This is a genomic window from Candidatus Pantoea deserta (assembly GCF_003813865.1).
Taxonomy (GTDB): Bacteria; Pseudomonadota; Gammaproteobacteria; order Enterobacterales; family Enterobacteriaceae; genus Pantoea; species Pantoea deserta.
Genome location: NZ_RMVG01000002.1, coordinates 295,965 through 310,644 on the forward strand (window position 1 = coordinate 295,965; position 14,680 = coordinate 310,644).

The window sequence follows — 14,680 nt, forward strand, 5'->3', positions numbered from 1 at the left end:
CGTTATGGAACACATCACATTATCTTTCCCTGCTAACCGCACGCTGAGCGGCAAAGCCCTTGCAGGGGTCGTTGGTTCCGGTGATATGGAAGTGCTGTTCACCGCCACCGAAGGGCAAACGCTGAGTATTGACATCACCACCTCTCTCGACAACAGCGACAGCCGCTGGAAGGCGCTGTTTGACCGCCTGAATCTGATTAGCGGTCTGCCTGCCGGACAGCTGATTATCCACGATTTCGGCGCGACGCCGGGCGTTGCGCGCATCCGTATCGAACAGGTCTTTGAAGAGGTGACTCATGCGTAACGATCCAAGTTTTATTGAGCTGCGCGCCCGCGAGCGCGCCCGCGCGCTGCTGGACGAGGGCAGTTTCCGCGAACTGCTCGATCCCTTTGAGGGCATTATGTCCCCCTGGCTGGCCCCGCAGGGCGTAGTGCCGCAGTCTGATGACGGCATGGTGGTCGCGCGCGGCACCATTAACGGTCAGTCCGCAGTGGTCATCGCCATTGAAGGCACCTTTCAGGGCGGCAGCATGGGCGAAGTCTCCGGCGCGAAAATGGCGGCGGCGCTAGAGCTGGCGGCCGAAGATAACCGCAACGGCATTCCGACTCAGGCGGTGCTCTGCCTGGAAACCGGCGGCGTGCGCTTGCAGGAAGCCAATCTGGGGCTGGCGGCGATAGCCGACATTCATGCCGCTATCGTCGATCTGCGCCGCTATACGCCGGTTATCGGCATTATCGCCGGCACCGTTGGCTGCTTCGGCGGCATGTCTATTGCCGCCGCGCTGTGCAGCTATCTGATCGTGACGCGCGAGGCGCGGCTGGGGCTTAACGGTCCGCAGGTTATCGAGCAGGAAGCGGGCATTGAAGAGTACGACTCGCGCGACCGTCCCTTTATCTGGAGCATGACCGGCGGTGAAATCCGCTATGCGAGCGGGCTGGTCGACGCGCTGGTCGGCGACGGCGTCAGCGCCGTGAAAACCGCGATGAACACCTTTATCGCCAGCGGCGTGCCGGCGCAGCATCGCAGCGATAAATATGCCGACTTCCTGCCGCGCCTGACCGGTTTCGATACGCGTCAGCAGGCGGACACGGCGCAGATTAAACAGCTTTTTGCCGGGGAGGAGAAATAATGACTCAGATTATCAGCCGCGGTGCGACCTGGCTGGAAAAACTGGCGCCAGGAGCGCAGCGCCTGAGCGGCCTGTGCGATTCGGTTCAGGTGGCCGACGGAGAAATTAACGGCGAGCGCGTACGTCTGATCGCCGTGGTGCCAGATGCGAACAACCACTATCCGCGCGCCGCAAAAGGCGAGGTCGGTCTGCTGGAGGGCTGGACGCTGGCGAAAGTGGTGCACGAAACCCTGGAAGCCGATAAAAACAGCGAGGTGAAGCGCCCGATTATCGCGGTCATCGACGTGCCAAGCCAGGCCTATGGTCGGCGCGAAGAGGCTTTCGGCATTCATCAGGCGCTGGCGGGCGCCGCAGGCGCCTATGCCAAAGCGCGACTCGCCGGGCATCCGGTGATCGGACTGATCGTGGGCAAGGCCATGTCGGGCGCTTTTCTGGCGCACGGCTATCAGGCAAACCGTCTGATTGCGATTAACGATAGCGGCGTGCTGGTGCATGCAATGGGCAAAGAGTCCGCTGCGCGCATTACGCTGCGCACGGTTGACGCGCTGGAAAAGCTGGCGGCCACCATTCCGCCGATGGCCTATGACGTCAGCAACTTCGCCACCCTGGGCCTGCTCGCCGATCTGCTCTCCGTCAGCAATCCCGACGCGCCGACAGACGCCGATCTGGCGCAGGTAGAAATCGCGCTGCAAAAGGCGATTGCCGACGCACGCCGGGACCCCTCGCTGAAAAACCGGCTCGGCGCGGAAAACCGCCGCAGCTCATCCCTGGTGCGCGAACGTATGCGCGCGACCTGGTAAAACACCAACAACTAAAAAGACCTGCCGAAATCGGTCTGTTCGGGGCGCGCTATCGCGCCCCGGAGTGAGGGCCGCTTTTAGAAATTATAAACATCGCGTGACTGGAATTTTATTTCTCAAATACAGGTGATTTATGATTTACACAATTGTTCATGCCCTTGCTCCAATATTTGTCATTATGCTGCTGGGTTTCTGGGCCGGTAAAGCCGGCATGGTCGACAATAAGAACGTCTCGCTGCTGAATATCTTTGTTATGGACTTTGCACTGCCCGCCGCGCTGTTCAGCGCCACGGTGCAGACCCCCTGGCCTGGCATCGTGGCCCAGTGGCCGCTGATTGTCGTCATTACCGGCGCGATGTGGATTACCTATGCGGCCATCTATTTCCTTGCCACTAAAGTCTTTAAAAAATCGCCGCAGGATGCCGCCGTGCTGACGCTCACCGTGGCGCTGCCGAACTATGCCGCGCTGGGGCTGCCGATCCTCGGCAGCGTACTGGGCGAAAATGCGACCACCTCGCTTTCGGTAGCGGTGGCGATCGCCTGTGGTTCCGTTCTGCTGACGCCGCTCTGCCTGCTGATTCTGGAACGCGAAAAAGCGCGCGCCGCTGGCGAAAATCACGGCTCTACCTTCGCCATGCTGCCGCTGCTGATGTGGCGCTCGGTGAAAAAACCGATCGTGCTCGGCCCGCTGGTGGGCGTGGTGCTGTCAGCGATCGGCATTAAAATGCCGGATCTGGTGCTGGCGGCGATTAAACCGCTGGGACTGGCCGCGACGGCGGCGGCGCTGTTCCTGACTGGGGTAATCCTCTCGGCGCGTAAGCTGAAACTTAACGCCGTGGTTGGCGTCGGCACCATCGTTAAGCTGCTGGTTCAGCCCTTTATCGCCTGGGGCATTGTCGCCGCGCTCGGCCTGAGCGGTCCGGTCGCCATTACCGCCATCCTGATGATCGCGCTGTCAGCCGGTTTCTTCGGCGTGGTGTTCGGCAACCGCTTCGGCGTGCAGTCGCCTGATGCAGAAGCCGTACTGCTGCTCAGCTCGGTTCTGTGTATTCTGTCACTGCCGCTGTTTATTACGCTGACTTCCGGGATTTAAGATGAACTTTACGCCGCGCCCGCACGATCTCCTCTGGCTTCGCGCCGACAGCGCGCTGTTGTCGGTTAACGAGGCGTGGGTCAGCCAGCACTGGCACCCCGGCCTGCCGGTGGTGGTGCGGCGTGATGTCACCACGGCGCAAGGGATCCCGGTCGGCGTGCGCGGCGAGCGACGCGAACAGCGCGCCGCCGCCAGGGTGCGGGGCGCGGATATTCTTCGCGTCATCACGCCTGAAATGCTCGCCGACCGCGCCTGCCTGCTGGCGTCGCCGCTCGTCGCCTGCCGCCCCGTTCAGGCCGCGCTCGCCCTCGGCGAGTCTGACTGGCCGTGGCGCTGGGGCGTTACCGGCAGCACAGGCTATGCGCTGGCGACCGGCATTGCGGTGTTGCACGCCGACAGCGATCTTGATCTAACTCTTCGCGCGCCGCAGCCGCTGGCGCGCGACCTTTTACAGCAGTGGCAGGCGCAGACGGACACGCTGCCCTGTCGCGTTGATACCCAGGTGGAAACCCCGTCAGGGGCCTTTGCGCTCAGCGAGTGGCTGCGGGAAGAGCGCGTACTGCTGAAAACCGCCACCGGCCCGGTGCTGACCGCTTCACCCTGGAGCAGGGAGTTGTCATGAAAATACTCTTTACCTTTCCCGGCCAGGGCACGCAGCGCCCTGGGATGCTGCGCAACTTGCCTGACGGCGACGCGCTGCTCGCCAGCGTGCGCAGCGTGCTGGGCGATGAGACCGACCGGCTCGACAGCGTTGAGGCGCTGCGCCATACCCGCGCCGTCCAGCTTTGCCTGCTGATCGTCGGCGTCGCCTGGGCGCGCGAGCTGATCGCAAACGGCGTGAAGCCGGACATCGTCAGCGGTCTCTCTATCGGCGCGTATCCTGCCGCCGTGGTGGCGGGCGCGCTCGATTTCAGCGATGCGCTGCGCCTGGTCGCGCTGCGCGGCGACCTGATGGAGCGCGCTTATCCTCAGGGTTACGGCCTGACCGCCATTAGCGGGCTGACGCTGGGCCGACTGGAAACGCTGATGGCGGGCAGTAACACTTTTATCGCCAATATTAATGCGGAAACGCAGACGGTGATCGCCGGACGCGACGAGGATATGGCGGCCGTGGCGCAAAAAGCGCTCGACGCGGGAGCCAGCAAGGCGACGCGGCTGGCGGTCAGCGTGCCGTCGCACTGCGCGCTGCTGGACAAGCCAGCCGCGGAGCTGGCCAGCGCCTTCGCGTCAGTCTCGCTGTCGCGGCCCGCCTGCGCTTACCTGAGCGGCTCCACGGGGCGTGTTATCTGGGAGCCTGACAAGATTGCCGAGGATCTGGCCTTCAACATGGCGCGCACCGTGCAGTGGAGTGATGCCATCACCGCGGCGAATCAGCGCGACGCCCGGCTGGCGATTGAAATGCCTCCGGGCAATGTGCTGACCGGCCTGACGCACCAGGCGGGCTGGCAGGGAGAGGCTATCTGTATGGAGCGCAACAGCGTTGAGGTCGCGCGTCATCTGGCTAGACGGCTGAGTCAGTGAGGCTGCGCGCGTACATGCGTCCTTCGGCGGCAAGGGCCAGCAGGTCCTGATCGCGCTCGCGGCGGTGCGAGTAGACGATCGATATCCGCTGGCGCATCTGGTAAGGCTCGGCGAGCCTGACCAGCTGCACGCTGTTCTCATAGGCCTTTTTCATTCGCCCAGGGATCAGCGAAAAACCCATGCCCGCCTGCACCAGACTAATCAGAGAAAAAATGTCGTTCACCCTGGTGACGATTCTGGGGTCGAATCCGGCGACCTGAAAGGCCTCCTGAAAACCGGTATAGGTGGCGAATCCCTCCGCCAGCGCGACAAAATCGCGGTCGGCGTAGTCGCGCAGATCGGCCTCGTGCGTGGTATCGAGCTTTTCGCCCGCCGGCGCGGCGAGAAAAATATGGTCCTGAAACAGGGGGATCACATCAAAGCTGGCGTCGCTGAGTTCGCCGCTGTCGGTGGCGATTAAAATGGCGTCGAGCGCATCGTCCTCCAGCATATTCAGCAGCATCTGGTTTGAACCCATCGTCAAATCAAGCTCAAGCGCCGGTCGGCGCAGCTTCATGCCCATAATCAGGCGGGGAATCGTCTCCAGCGTCAGCGAGTAGAGCGTCCCCAGCCGCAGGCGGCCGCAGCCGACGCCCGCCACCTGGCGCGCCTCTTCAATGCCTTTGCTCATCAGGGCGGTGACGTCCCGGCAATACTCCAGCAGCGTCCAGGCGGCGGGCAGGGGAACCAGATTGCGTCCTTTATGGATAAACAGCGGGCAGTTTATCCCTTCCTCCAGCGTATGCAGCGCACGGTGTACGCTGACGCTGCTCAAATCCAGCGCCTCCGCCGTGCGCGCAATGTTGCCTTTGCTCATAAACATCATGAACACGCTGAGCTTGCGGAAGGTAATCTCCTGATTAATGTCGTTGTGCATTTTTTATCCTGCGCGGGTGTCCTTAAACCGGGGGTAGGGTAAGCCGGACCCGGCGGAAGATGCAAAGCCCAATGTACAACGCATCCACGCCGTATGGGGGTAAGTGTACGTTTAATTCCGCCTTTTGTCGGAAAGAGCAGCCGTTCTGTTGATGCAGCGTAGAGGCGCGACGGGAGAGAGAGAAAAGCGGCTTGCGCCGTCAGCATCTGACGTGCGCGCAGCGCGCTGAAAACCAGGGCGTTCCTGCTGAAGCGAACGCCGCGCAAGGCTCAGTAGAGCGTGTTTTTCAGGCGCTCAGGCAGCGCCTGATCGTAGGCTTAGCCATCAATGTCAGCCTGTGAAAGCTGATGCAAAATAGCCCCTGGGCTGGGCAGCCTGTCACGCGTTATCTGCCCGGCGGGGTCCCAGAGTTTTGAGCGAATAACAGCCCGGCTGCACTGAAAAAAGACGCGCTCGACCCGGATACGCAACACCGTTTTAGGCCGCTGATTATTAACGGCGAAACGGCTAAGTAAATCGGGCTGGGTGGTGATGTCCGCCGTGCCGTTCACGCGCAGGGTTTCGCCAATGCCGGGGATCAGAAACAGCAGCGCGACGCGATTGTCGTGCAGAATGTTTCGCAGGCTGTCCAGCCGATTGTTGCCGCGCCGGTCAGGCAACAGCAGCGTCTTCGCATCTTCGATAAGGATAAAGCCTGCCGCATCGCCTCGCGGCGACACGTCCAGCCCGTCCGGCCCGGAGGTGGCCAGCGCGACAAAGGGCGAGGTTTCGATAAAAGGACGGTAGGCCGGGTGGATATGGTCGGTCTCTTTGGTTAAAGAGGGCTTAGCCACGGCGCCATAAATCTGCTCCAGTTCCGCTTCGCTGGTAATGCCTGTCTGTTCACGCGTCATCACTTCACCACTTTAGTCTGCAGGAATGCGTCGCTCTTCTTTATACAGGACGGCTGGCGAAAGTGCGCCCGGCAGACTCTTAAGCTGTTACTTCAGACCCAGTTTTCGCGCCAGGCGGTGAAGATTGCCCGGATCGAGTGCCAGCTGTCGCGCGGTTTTGGCCCAGACTTTCCCGCTGTTTTCATAGGCATACTTAATGTACTCATACTGAAACTGTCGAGTGGCGTCAGCCAGGCTGGTTACTGGCTGCGGCGTCGCGAGGAGGGGCAGCGCGGCGCCAGAGGAGGCTTCGCCTTCAAGGCTAAAGTGCTGAGGCAGCAACAGGATCTCTCCGCTGCGTGACTCCGCCTGCGCGATGATAACCGCGCGGTAGATAGCGTGCTCCAGCTCGCGCACGTTTCCCGGCCAGCTTGCCGCTTCAAGCAAGGCGCTGGCGGCCGGGCTGAGCGCGATGCTTGCCAGGCCGAACTTTATTCGGCACTTTTCACAGAAATAGCCGGCAAGCAGCACGATGTCGTCGCGACGCTCATGCAGCGGAGGCACGAGCAGCGGGAAAACGCTGAGCCGGTGATAAAGATCCGCTCTGAATTTGCCATCCGTCACCGCTTTGCGCATATCCATATTGGTCGCCGCGATGATGCGTACATCGACGGTCAGGGCTTTATCTTCGCCCACGCGCTGTAGATCGCCATACTGAAGCACGCGCAGCAGCTTGGCCTGTAGCGAGAGCGGCAGTTCGCCGATTTCATCAAGAAACAGCGTGCCTTTGTCTGCCAGCTCGAATTTGCCTGGCCGGTCGTGAATCGCCCCGGTGAAAGCGCCTTTGACATGACCAAACAGCTCGCTCTCCGCGACAGACTCCGGCAGCGCGGCACAGTTAAGATAAATCAGTGGCTGCGCGGCGCGGTGGGAGAGGCGGTGAACCGCCTGGGCGACAAGCTCCTTGCCTGTCCCCGTCTCACCCATAATCAATACGCTCAGGTCAGAAGGGGCGACCGCGGCGATCTCTTTTTTCAGATGGGCCAGCGGCGCGGATTCTCCGACGATCTGCATCTCCTTACGCTCTTCTGGCCGTACAGGTTGCGGCATAAAAGAGGAGGCCGGCTTTTCTAACTGCTCCACCAGCAGAGCATTGTTCAGCGCGCCCGCGGTCAGGCTGGCCAGCACGCGCAGCTCCTCGTCGCTGTAATCATCGAACTGGTGCGCGTCCATGCCGTCCAGGGTCAGGGCGCCGATCAGCGTCTGTCCCGCAAACAGCGGCATGCCGACGCACGCATGAACGTGAAGTTCGCCCTGTTCAGGGATCAAGCCGTCGTAGGGGTCGGGCAGATCGTTATCCGCAGGAAAGCGCACCACATCGCCTGCACGCGCGATCGCCTCCAGACGCGGATGCGCATCGAGACTAAACCGGCGTCCCATCACGTCAGGGGCCAGTCCCGCGGTAGCCAGCGGCCTGAACTGCTGATTTTCATAGCGTAACAGGGCGGTCGCATCGCAGTTCAACGCCTGATGGATGCCTTTAATCATCTGCATAAAACGGTCGCGCTCGCGCACGCCATTCTGAATATCTACCGCCAGCGCCGCCAGAGTATCGACTGAGAGAGCCATAGTGTCACCTGAACAAGTCATGTCTGAATAACAATAGAGGCCATTGTTATAAATACCATGCTGATTTTGCCTTTTGAGCTGAATCAATTACTTAACAAGTGGCACGGAATATGCGTGATGAGCGTAGTGAAGAGCATTAAGGAGCATAACCATGTCCAGCCCTGTAATGAGAAATACGCTCAGCGCAAAACAGATTACAGCCCTCGCCAGCGCGCTGCGCTGGGCGGCGTTCGGCGGCCGCCGGAGGCCTGATTTTACCTGTTACCAGCCCTCGCCGGACCGGCTGCATTTTGCAACCGAATATCGCGGACGCAAAGCCTGGGTAGAGGTAGATATTCCCTGCACGCCGCTGTCGCTGCTGATTGCCGGTTCACTCCTGTTGCAGCAGCTTAATACGTATGTCGGGTGACACTATGACGCATCTTGATGAAGTGATTACCGCAGTCGACGCTGCCATTGCCCGCAACGTTATTCGCGAGATGAATGTGCTGCTGTGCGAACTCAGCGAAGACAGCAGGCTGACGCGCGAAGAGCGCTTTACCCAGCAGCAGCGCCTGCGCATTGCCGTTTTCAAACACAGCGCTGAGAAACAGGCGCTCGCCGAACAGCGCCGTCACTGGCTAGCGCGCGGCGGCATCATTCATTAAAGGAGGCCCACTATGGCTCGCAGCATTCCTGAGCATTTTGTTCATACCCGTTCTACGCCTTTCTGGAACAAAGAGAGCGTGCCCAACGCGCTTTTGACCCGTCACAACACAAAAAAAGGGGTATTCGGTCGCCTCTCCGTGATGCGCGGCGCGGTGAAATATATTGGCTATGCCAGTGAAAAGGCGTCTGAACATGAGATGACGCTGATCGTTAACGCCGGAGAGTTTGGCATTAGTCCGCCGCAGTACTGGCATCGTATTGAGCTGCTGACCGACGACAGCTGTTTCAATATTGATTTTTTCGCCGACCCCGATGTCGCCCTGACGGGCAAAGGCATTGAGCGCGAGGTGCATATTCCAGCGGCCTGAACGTGGCCGTCTGCCTCGCCCACAGCGGCGGCTTTTTCAGGCTTTGCGCATTGTCTTTAAGACAGCGCCTTGTGAATACAACATTATTTTTCATTGTGTTTTAAACAAGATTTGCAATAAATATTATTTACAATCAAACAGATAAATAATGGCACGCTGGATGCAATGCATTAAGAACATTCACCTTAAGCTAACAGGGCATCTGATGAACATTCATGTCAAAAACAACATTTTTTGGGTCGGCAAACGTGACTGGGAAGTCGAGCACTTTCACGGCAAAGAGTTCAAAATGCAGCGCGGCACCAGCTACAACAGCTACCTTATCCGCGAAGAAAAAAACGTTCTGATTGATACCGTCGACTTCAGGTTTCGCAGCGATTTCGTGAAAAATCTCAGCGAAGAGATCGATGTGAAAAACATCGACGCCATCGTTATCAACCATGCGGAGGAAGATCACGCCGGAGCACTGGCTGAATTAATGGCGCTGATTCCAGGCACGCCGATTTACTGCACCGCCAACGGCGTAGATTCGATCAACGGTCATCACCACCATCCCGAATGGAACTTCAAGGTGGTGAGCACCGGCGACTCGCTCGATATTGGCAACGGCAAAAAACTGATCTTCGTTGAAACGCCGATGCTGCACTGGCCGGACAGCATGATGACCTATATGACGGAAGACGCGGTGCTGTTCAGCAATGACGCTTTCGGCCAGCACTACTGCGATGAACATCTGTTTAACGATGAGGTCGATCAGCAGGAGTTGTTTGACCAGTGCCAGCGCTACTTTTCAAACATCCTGACGCCTTTTGCGCGCCTGGTGACGGCGAAGATCCATGAGATCCTCGGTTTTAACCTGCCGCTGAGTATGATCGCCACCTCCCACGGCGTGGTGTGGCGCGACAACCCGGTGCAGATTGTTGAACGCTATCTGGCATGGGCAGCCGATTATCAGGAGGATCGCATCACGCTGTTTTATGATGCGATGTCGAGTAATACCCGCATGATGGCAGACGCCATCGCCCAGGGGATCCGCGAAACCGATCCGCGCGTCGCCGTTAAGGTCTACAACCTCTCCACCCACGATAAAAACGAGATCATCACCTCCTGCTTCCGCTCAAAAGGCATTCTGGTCGGCTCCTCCACAATGAACAATGTGATGATGCCGAAGGTAGCCGGCATGCTGGAAGAGATCACCGGTCTCAGGTTCCGCAATAAACGCGCGTCGGCATTCGGCTCCTTTGGCTGGACGGGCGGTGCCGTTGACCGCGTCGCCACCCGGTTGCAGGACGCGGGTTTTGAGATGGCTATCGCCCTGAAGATCAAGTGGCGTCCCGATCTCTCCTCGCTGGAAGCCTGCCGTGAACACGGCCGTCGTATCGCCCGCGAATGGGCGCTTTCCCCTGTCCCTGCGGCTGATAGCGCTGCGGCGAAGATAGCTGCCGCCGCGCCCGTCAGCAGCCGCGACGATGGCATGACGGAAGCGGAGCGTTCAGGCAGCCAGAAAATGATTTGCACCGTATGCCAGTGGGTTTACGACCCGTACGAGGGCGAAACTGGTCAGAAGGCCGCGTCAGGCACGCCGTGGGAAGCGGTGCCGGACGATTTTTTATGCCCTGGCTGCTCGCTGGGTAAATCCGTGTTCGATCCTTATGAGGGTTAACCCTGTGCCGGCAGATATGGTTATTACCGGCTCCGGCTTCGCCGCCCGGCAACGGGTGAAATGCATCCGCCAGCGGGATAAAACCGTGCCGCTTCGCCTTATCGCCGCCGACAGCTGCAATGAATATCACAAGCCTGAGCTAAGCCATGTGTTGAGTACCGGCCAGGGCGCCGACGCCTTAACCCGCCAGACGGCAGTGGCGTGGGCGGAAAGCCAGAACATCATGCTGCATCCTTTCACTTCGGGGCGTCGCTTAGCCAGCGGACGATCGTGCCCCATTTGATGACCAACAACGGAAAGCAGCCACTGCGTCAGGCTGGATAATGACCGGCCTGCCGCGCGCCAGTCTCTTCTCTGAACAGGACATATAATGAATAACGCTGACACCTCAACGGCAGTGACTCTGCATAATCCCTCATCCTGCACCTGCGGCAGAATGATCTGGCTGAGCACGCACTGCGATTTTTTCGCGCTGAACCTGGGGACGAGCGATCGCGAGGCGCATATCGAAGCGGCCCTCGGTCCGGCCAGCAGCAGCGTTCAGTTTCACCCGGAACAGCTGAAAGAAGTGGTCGCCGATCTGTTTTGGCAGATGTGGCACGTCTGGGAGCCTGCTGAGGGGATGAAAGTCACGAGACAGACAGGCGCCGCGCAGTGAACGCGCCCGTAAACGCAAAGAGGCCCGCAGCGACGGTCCATCCCTGTAGAATAACAGGCTTTCAGCCCTTAACCTGGAACCGCCCGCACTATGAAGCCGATGGCGTTGAATTTTGACCTTACCGATCTCTATGCTTTTCAGGCGCTGGCCACCTTCAAAAGCTTTAACGCCGCCGCCGAAGCCGTTCATATCTCTCAGCCTGCGCTCAGCCGACGCATCGATAAGCTGGAAACCTCGCTTGGCGTAAAGCTCTTCGAAAGAACCACCCGTCGGGTCAGCCTGACGCTGGCCGGGCGACGTTTTGCGCCGCGCGCGCAGCAGCTGCTGAAAGATCTGGAAAGCGCGGTCGCTGAAGTCGGCGACCTCCATGCCAGTCGCACCGGGCTGGTAACGGTGGCCTGCGTGCCTTCGGCCGCCTACTATTTTATGCCGAAGGTCATTGCGCAGTTCCAGTCGCTCTATCCGCGCGTGCGTATCAAACTTATCGATTCCAGCGCCGGCGATGTCTACGACGCCGTTGTCACAGGGCAGGCGGATTTTGGCCTCAGCTTTACCGGCGCGCCCCAGCCCGATGTGCGCTTTATCCCGCTGGTGGATGAGTCCTATGTCGCGGTCTGCCCGCATACGCATCCGCTGGCGGCTAAGCGCAGCCTGACCTGGCGGGAGTTTTATCAGCATCCCTATGTCTGGCTGGATAAAACCTCCGGCAATCGCAACCTGCTTGATCAGGCGCTGGCGGGCATTGTTCCGGAGCGTCCCGGCGTCTGCGAGACGCGTCATGTCACAACGCTGCTGGGGATGGTGGAGGCTGGGCTGGGTATCGCCGCGGTGCCCGCGATGGCAATGCCAAAATCGGGCCACCCGTCTTTGTCGGTGCTCAGGCTGACAGAGCCTGTGGTGCGTCGTACGGTCGGCATCGTGAAGTGCACCGGACAAGAGCTGTCGCATCTTGCCGGTGAGCTGGAGCAGATGATTATTGCGGCCAATCTTCCCTAGCCGCAGGCGACCTGCCAGCGGCGACGGCTGAGGTCAGCCGTAGGTCTTTTTCGCTGCGGGATGATGGGTCGCCGCCTCTTGCTTATAAAGAAACAGGGTCGCCAGAAGCGCGCAGACGGCGGCGAAGCTCATCCACAAGCCTGGGGCTGCTTTATCACCGGTCACTTCAATCAGCGCCGTGGAGATCGCGGGCGTAAAGCCGCCAAACAGCGCCGTGGCGAGGCTATACGCCAGTGAGAATCCGGCGACTCTGACAGAGACCGGCATGATTTCCGTTAAGGCCGGGATCATGGCGCCGTTGTAGAGACCGTAAATAAATGACAGCCACAGTAAAACGCCCAGCATGCTGTAAAAACTGGGGTCGGCGGCGAGATATTTAAGCGCCGGGTAAGAGGTGGCAATGGCGATCAGCGCCATGGCGACCAGCACGGGTTTACGGCCATAGCGATCGGATATGGCTCCGCCGATCGGCAGCCAGATAAAATTGGAGACCGCCACCAGCAGCGTGACCAGCAGGCTGTCTGAGGCGCTTAACATTAATACCTTTTTGCCAAAGGTGGGGGCGTAAACGGTAATTAAATAGAAGGCCGTTGTCGTCATCGCCACCATCAGCATACCGGCAATCACGGTTCGCCAGTTGCCGAGCAGCGTTTTAAATACCTGCTGCATGGCGGGATGCTGACGACGCGCGCTGAAATCCTGCGTCTCTTCAAGCTTGCGGCGCAGAAAGAAAATAAAGGGCACAATCAAACAGCCGAACAGGAAAGGGATACGCCATCCCCATTCGCGAATCGCACTCTCTTCCATCAGCGCATTCAGGGCAAAGCCCATCGCGGCAGCCACCATAATCGCCACCTGCTGACTGCCGGACTGCCAGCTGGTATAGAAGCCTTTTCTGCCCGGCGTGGCGATTTCAGACAGATAAACAGAAACGCCGCCTAACTCCGCCCCTGCGGAAAAGCCCTGCAATAAGCGCCCCAGCAGAACAATCAGCGAGGCCCAGTAGCCAATTGCCTGATAAGAGGGGATAAGGACGATCAGGAAGGTGCCCATCGCCATAATCGACAGCGTGACGATCAGGCCTTTTCGTCTGCCGACTTTATCGATATAGGCGCCCAGCACCACCGCGCCAATCGGCCGCATCAGAAACCCTGCGCCGAAAACGGCAAAAGTCAGCATAAGCGAAGCAAACTCGCTGCTGGTCGGGAAAAAGGTATGCGCAATATAGGTGGCGTAAAAGCCAAACAGGAAAAAATCAAACTGCTCAAGAAAGTTTCCCGAAGTGACGCGCACAATCGCGCCAGCCCGGTTGCGTACAGCGGTTGAAGATTCAGAGGTTGTTTGCATTGACAGCTCCAGCGTTTACGTAATGTTAATGATTCATTACTTTGTTGTGACTCAAGACTGAAGCAGGAAGGCGAGGGCAATAAGTGCAATTAGCGTATCGATTAATGCGTTTCATGCATTAATCAGCAGGCGCTGGCGGATAAGCGCCGATGGCGGCTGGCTCAGACGCGCGCTCGCCGCGTGAAAAGGCCAGAGATTCGATGTCTGGATTCGTGACCGGCTTCATACCGTGACGACACAGCGCAACGACGGGCGCGCGGGGCGTAGAGCCTGATCCTGTTGGCTTCACGTCTTCTCTCAGGCACACTACCGGCAGCTACACTTATCCGATAGCGCGCGCTGCTCTCGACGCGTTTCTCTTCGGCACCGATCAGCAGCGCACCCCCCACCTTCGCCACACCACAAGAGGAATGACCATGGCTACAGGACCCCTGAACGCAGACGAAATCGAGTGGATGGAAGATGTGTTAATGGCGCACGACAGCGAAGATGGCCTGATCGACATCAGCGAGCTGGATGGACTCTTCACTGCCGCGCTCTCCAGTCCCTCGCCGCTGGCGCTGGATGCGATGAAGCCGGTTATCTGGGGCGAGACCGCGCCGCAGTGGGACGATCCGGCGGATGAGCAGCGTTTCAATACGCTGGCGGCCCAGATGATGAATGACATCGCCGAGCGCCTTAGTCGCTATCCTGAGCAGTTTGAGCCGCTGTTTGGCTACCGTGAAATGGACGGACGGGAACTGCTGGTGGTGGAAGAGTGGTGCTTTGGCTATATGACGGGCGTGGCGCTGGCTGACTGGCCTGAACTGCCTGCGGAGCTACAGCCGTCGCTTCAGGCCATTGCGCTGCATGGCGATGTTAACGAAGTGGAGAAGCTCGACGGTATGGATGAGATCACCTATCTGCAAAGTACCGACGCGATTCAACCGGCGGCGCTGCGTCTCTATAACCACTGGCACGGCAAAACCGCCGCGATTCACTAAAGGTTTCTGGCGGCAGAAGCGTCAGGCAACGTCCCCTGCGGCAGAAACTCACGGGG

Annotated in this window: 18 protein-coding genes and 1 pseudogene; 14 read left to right on the forward strand and 5 right to left on the reverse strand. The window is 59.2% G+C overall.

The annotated features are described in order from the left end of the window. Positions 1-4: 4 nt before the first annotated feature. From mdcC to mdcH, 6 genes are all read left to right on the forward strand, one after another. Positions 5-304, forward strand: coding sequence for a malonate decarboxylase acyl carrier protein (mdcC, locus tag BBB56_RS03995; RefSeq protein WP_123799014.1), 300 nt, complete (start codon positions 5-7; stop codon positions 302-304). Beyond that, the gene (locus BBB56_RS04000; RefSeq protein ID WP_123799016.1) at positions 297-1,130 is read left to right on the forward strand and encodes a biotin-independent malonate decarboxylase subunit beta; all 834 of its coding nucleotides are present in this window, start codon (positions 297-299) and stop codon (positions 1,128-1,130) included. The genes mdcC and BBB56_RS04000 overlap by 8 nt, the downstream gene beginning before the upstream one ends. Beyond that, the gene (gene mdcE, locus BBB56_RS04005) at positions 1,130-1,930 is read left to right on the forward strand and encodes a biotin-independent malonate decarboxylase subunit gamma (RefSeq protein WP_123799018.1); all 801 of its coding nucleotides are present in this window, start codon (positions 1,130-1,132) and stop codon (positions 1,928-1,930) included. Before BBB56_RS04000 ends, mdcE begins: the two co-directional genes overlap by 1 nt. A gap of 133 nt (positions 1,931-2,063) precedes the next feature. Continuing rightward, positions 2,064-3,023, forward strand: coding sequence for an AEC family transporter (locus BBB56_RS04010; RefSeq protein ID WP_123799020.1), 960 nt, complete (start codon positions 2,064-2,066; stop codon positions 3,021-3,023). A 1-nt stretch (position 3,024) separates the two neighbouring features. Beyond that, the gene (locus BBB56_RS04015; RefSeq protein ID WP_123799022.1) at positions 3,025-3,645 is read left to right on the forward strand and encodes a malonate decarboxylase holo-ACP synthase; all 621 of its coding nucleotides are present in this window, start codon (positions 3,025-3,027) and stop codon (positions 3,643-3,645) included. Next, positions 3,642-4,544, forward strand: coding sequence for a malonate decarboxylase subunit epsilon (gene mdcH, locus BBB56_RS04020; protein ID WP_123799024.1), 903 nt, complete (start codon positions 3,642-3,644; stop codon positions 4,542-4,544). Before BBB56_RS04015 ends, mdcH begins: the two co-directional genes overlap by 4 nt. Here the strand turns inward: mdcH and BBB56_RS04025 are convergent. From BBB56_RS04025 to norR, 3 genes are all read right to left on the reverse strand, one after another. Continuing rightward, entirely contained in the window at positions 4,525-5,460 is a 936-nt protein-coding gene (locus tag BBB56_RS04025; RefSeq protein ID WP_123799026.1) for a LysR family transcriptional regulator, read from the reverse strand. The two genes, mdcH and BBB56_RS04025, sit on opposite strands and share 20 nt — an antisense overlap. Before the next feature lie 317 nt (positions 5,461-5,777). Next, positions 5,778-6,353 carry a pyridoxamine 5'-phosphate oxidase family protein gene (locus BBB56_RS04030; RefSeq protein WP_123799028.1) on the reverse strand — a complete coding sequence of 192 codons (576 nt, stop codon included), beginning with the start codon at positions 6,351-6,353 and terminating at the stop codon, positions 5,778-5,780. A gap of 87 nt (positions 6,354-6,440) precedes the next feature. Beyond that, positions 6,441-7,961, reverse strand: coding sequence for a nitric oxide reductase transcriptional regulator NorR (norR, locus tag BBB56_RS04035; protein WP_123799030.1), 1,521 nt, complete (start codon positions 7,959-7,961; stop codon positions 6,441-6,443). A gap of 151 nt (positions 7,962-8,112) precedes the next feature. Between norR and BBB56_RS04040 the strand changes: the two genes are divergently transcribed. The 7 genes and pseudogenes from BBB56_RS04040 to BBB56_RS04070 all read left to right on the forward strand — a co-directional run bounded on the left by BBB56_RS04040 (position 8,113) and on the right by BBB56_RS04070 (position 12,294). After that, positions 8,113-8,370, forward strand: coding sequence for a hypothetical protein (locus tag BBB56_RS04040; protein ID WP_123799032.1), 258 nt, complete (start codon positions 8,113-8,115; stop codon positions 8,368-8,370). A gap of 4 nt (positions 8,371-8,374) precedes the next feature. Continuing rightward, positions 8,375-8,608, forward strand: coding sequence for a DUF2526 family protein (locus BBB56_RS04045; RefSeq protein WP_123799034.1), 234 nt, complete (start codon positions 8,375-8,377; stop codon positions 8,606-8,608). 12 nt (positions 8,609-8,620) lie between these two features. Continuing rightward, the gene (locus BBB56_RS04050; RefSeq protein ID WP_123799036.1) at positions 8,621-8,977 is read left to right on the forward strand and encodes a TehB family protein; all 357 of its coding nucleotides are present in this window, start codon (positions 8,621-8,623) and stop codon (positions 8,975-8,977) included. 205 nt (positions 8,978-9,182) lie between these two features. Beyond that, positions 9,183-10,640 carry an anaerobic nitric oxide reductase flavorubredoxin gene (norV, locus tag BBB56_RS04055; RefSeq protein WP_123799038.1) on the forward strand — a complete coding sequence of 486 codons (1,458 nt, stop codon included), beginning with the start codon at positions 9,183-9,185 and terminating at the stop codon, positions 10,638-10,640. A gap of 16 nt (positions 10,641-10,656) precedes the next feature. After that, positions 10,657-10,881 (forward strand): annotated as a pseudogene (locus tag BBB56_RS04060) (NADH:flavorubredoxin reductase NorW); the annotation flags it as partial. Between the two features lie 129 nt (positions 10,882-11,010). Then, on the forward strand, positions 11,011-11,298 hold the full coding sequence (locus BBB56_RS04065) for a hypothetical protein (protein ID WP_123799040.1): 288 nt from the start codon (positions 11,011-11,013) through the stop codon (positions 11,296-11,298). A 99-nt stretch (positions 11,299-11,397) separates the two neighbouring features. Next, positions 11,398-12,294 carry a LysR family transcriptional regulator gene (locus BBB56_RS04070; protein ID WP_123799430.1) on the forward strand — a complete coding sequence of 299 codons (897 nt, stop codon included), beginning with the start codon at positions 11,398-11,400 and terminating at the stop codon, positions 12,292-12,294. A 33-nt stretch (positions 12,295-12,327) separates the two neighbouring features. Here BBB56_RS04070 and BBB56_RS04075 read toward each other — a convergent pair whose 3' ends face one another. Further along, positions 12,328-13,641 carry an MFS transporter gene (locus BBB56_RS04075; RefSeq protein ID WP_123799042.1) on the reverse strand — a complete coding sequence of 438 codons (1,314 nt, stop codon included), beginning with the start codon at positions 13,639-13,641 and terminating at the stop codon, positions 12,328-12,330. 118 nt (positions 13,642-13,759) lie between these two features. Further along, on the reverse strand, positions 13,760-13,930 hold the full coding sequence (locus BBB56_RS23475) for a hypothetical protein (protein WP_158673930.1): 171 nt from the start codon (positions 13,928-13,930) through the stop codon (positions 13,760-13,762). Positions 13,931-14,057: 127 nt separating this feature from the next. Between BBB56_RS23475 and BBB56_RS04080 the strand changes: the two genes are divergently transcribed. After that, the gene (locus BBB56_RS04080; RefSeq protein ID WP_123799044.1) at positions 14,058-14,624 is read left to right on the forward strand and encodes a UPF0149 family protein; all 567 of its coding nucleotides are present in this window, start codon (positions 14,058-14,060) and stop codon (positions 14,622-14,624) included. Positions 14,625-14,680 lie beyond the last annotated feature (56 nt).

Coding starts and splice junctions, on each gene's coding strand:
- BBB56_RS04080 (WP_123799044.1), top strand. CDS start 14,058: ATGGCTACAGGACCCCTGAACGCAGACGAAATCGAGTGGATGGAAGAT.
- norR (WP_123799030.1), bottom strand. CDS start 7,961: ATGGCTCTCTCAGTCGATACTCTGGCGGCGCTGGCGGTAGATATTCAG.
- mdcE (WP_123799018.1), top strand. CDS start 1,130: ATGACTCAGATTATCAGCCGCGGTGCGACCTGGCTGGAAAAACTGGCG.
- BBB56_RS04015 (WP_123799022.1), top strand. CDS start 3,025: ATGAACTTTACGCCGCGCCCGCACGATCTCCTCTGGCTTCGCGCCGAC.
- mdcH (WP_123799024.1), top strand. CDS start 3,642: ATGAAAATACTCTTTACCTTTCCCGGCCAGGGCACGCAGCGCCCTGGG.
- BBB56_RS04025 (WP_123799026.1), bottom strand. CDS start 5,460: ATGCACAACGACATTAATCAGGAGATTACCTTCCGCAAGCTCAGCGTG.
- BBB56_RS04050 (WP_123799036.1), top strand. CDS start 8,621: ATGGCTCGCAGCATTCCTGAGCATTTTGTTCATACCCGTTCTACGCCT.
- BBB56_RS04000 (WP_123799016.1), top strand. CDS start 297: ATGCGTAACGATCCAAGTTTTATTGAGCTGCGCGCCCGCGAGCGCGCC.
- norV (WP_123799038.1), top strand. CDS start 9,183: ATGAACATTCATGTCAAAAACAACATTTTTTGGGTCGGCAAACGTGAC.
- BBB56_RS04070 (WP_123799430.1), top strand. CDS start 11,398: ATGGCGTTGAATTTTGACCTTACCGATCTCTATGCTTTTCAGGCGCTG.
- BBB56_RS04045 (WP_123799034.1), top strand. CDS start 8,375: ATGACGCATCTTGATGAAGTGATTACCGCAGTCGACGCTGCCATTGCC.
- BBB56_RS04065 (WP_123799040.1), top strand. CDS start 11,011: ATGAATAACGCTGACACCTCAACGGCAGTGACTCTGCATAATCCCTCA.
- BBB56_RS04040 (WP_123799032.1), top strand. CDS start 8,113: ATGTCCAGCCCTGTAATGAGAAATACGCTCAGCGCAAAACAGATTACA.
- mdcC (WP_123799014.1), top strand. CDS start 5: ATGGAACACATCACATTATCTTTCCCTGCTAACCGCACGCTGAGCGGC.
- BBB56_RS04075 (WP_123799042.1), bottom strand. CDS start 13,641: ATGCAAACAACCTCTGAATCTTCAACCGCTGTACGCAACCGGGCTGGC.
- BBB56_RS04010 (WP_123799020.1), top strand. CDS start 2,064: ATGATTTACACAATTGTTCATGCCCTTGCTCCAATATTTGTCATTATG.
- BBB56_RS04030 (WP_123799028.1), bottom strand. CDS start 6,353: ATGACGCGTGAACAGACAGGCATTACCAGCGAAGCGGAACTGGAGCAG.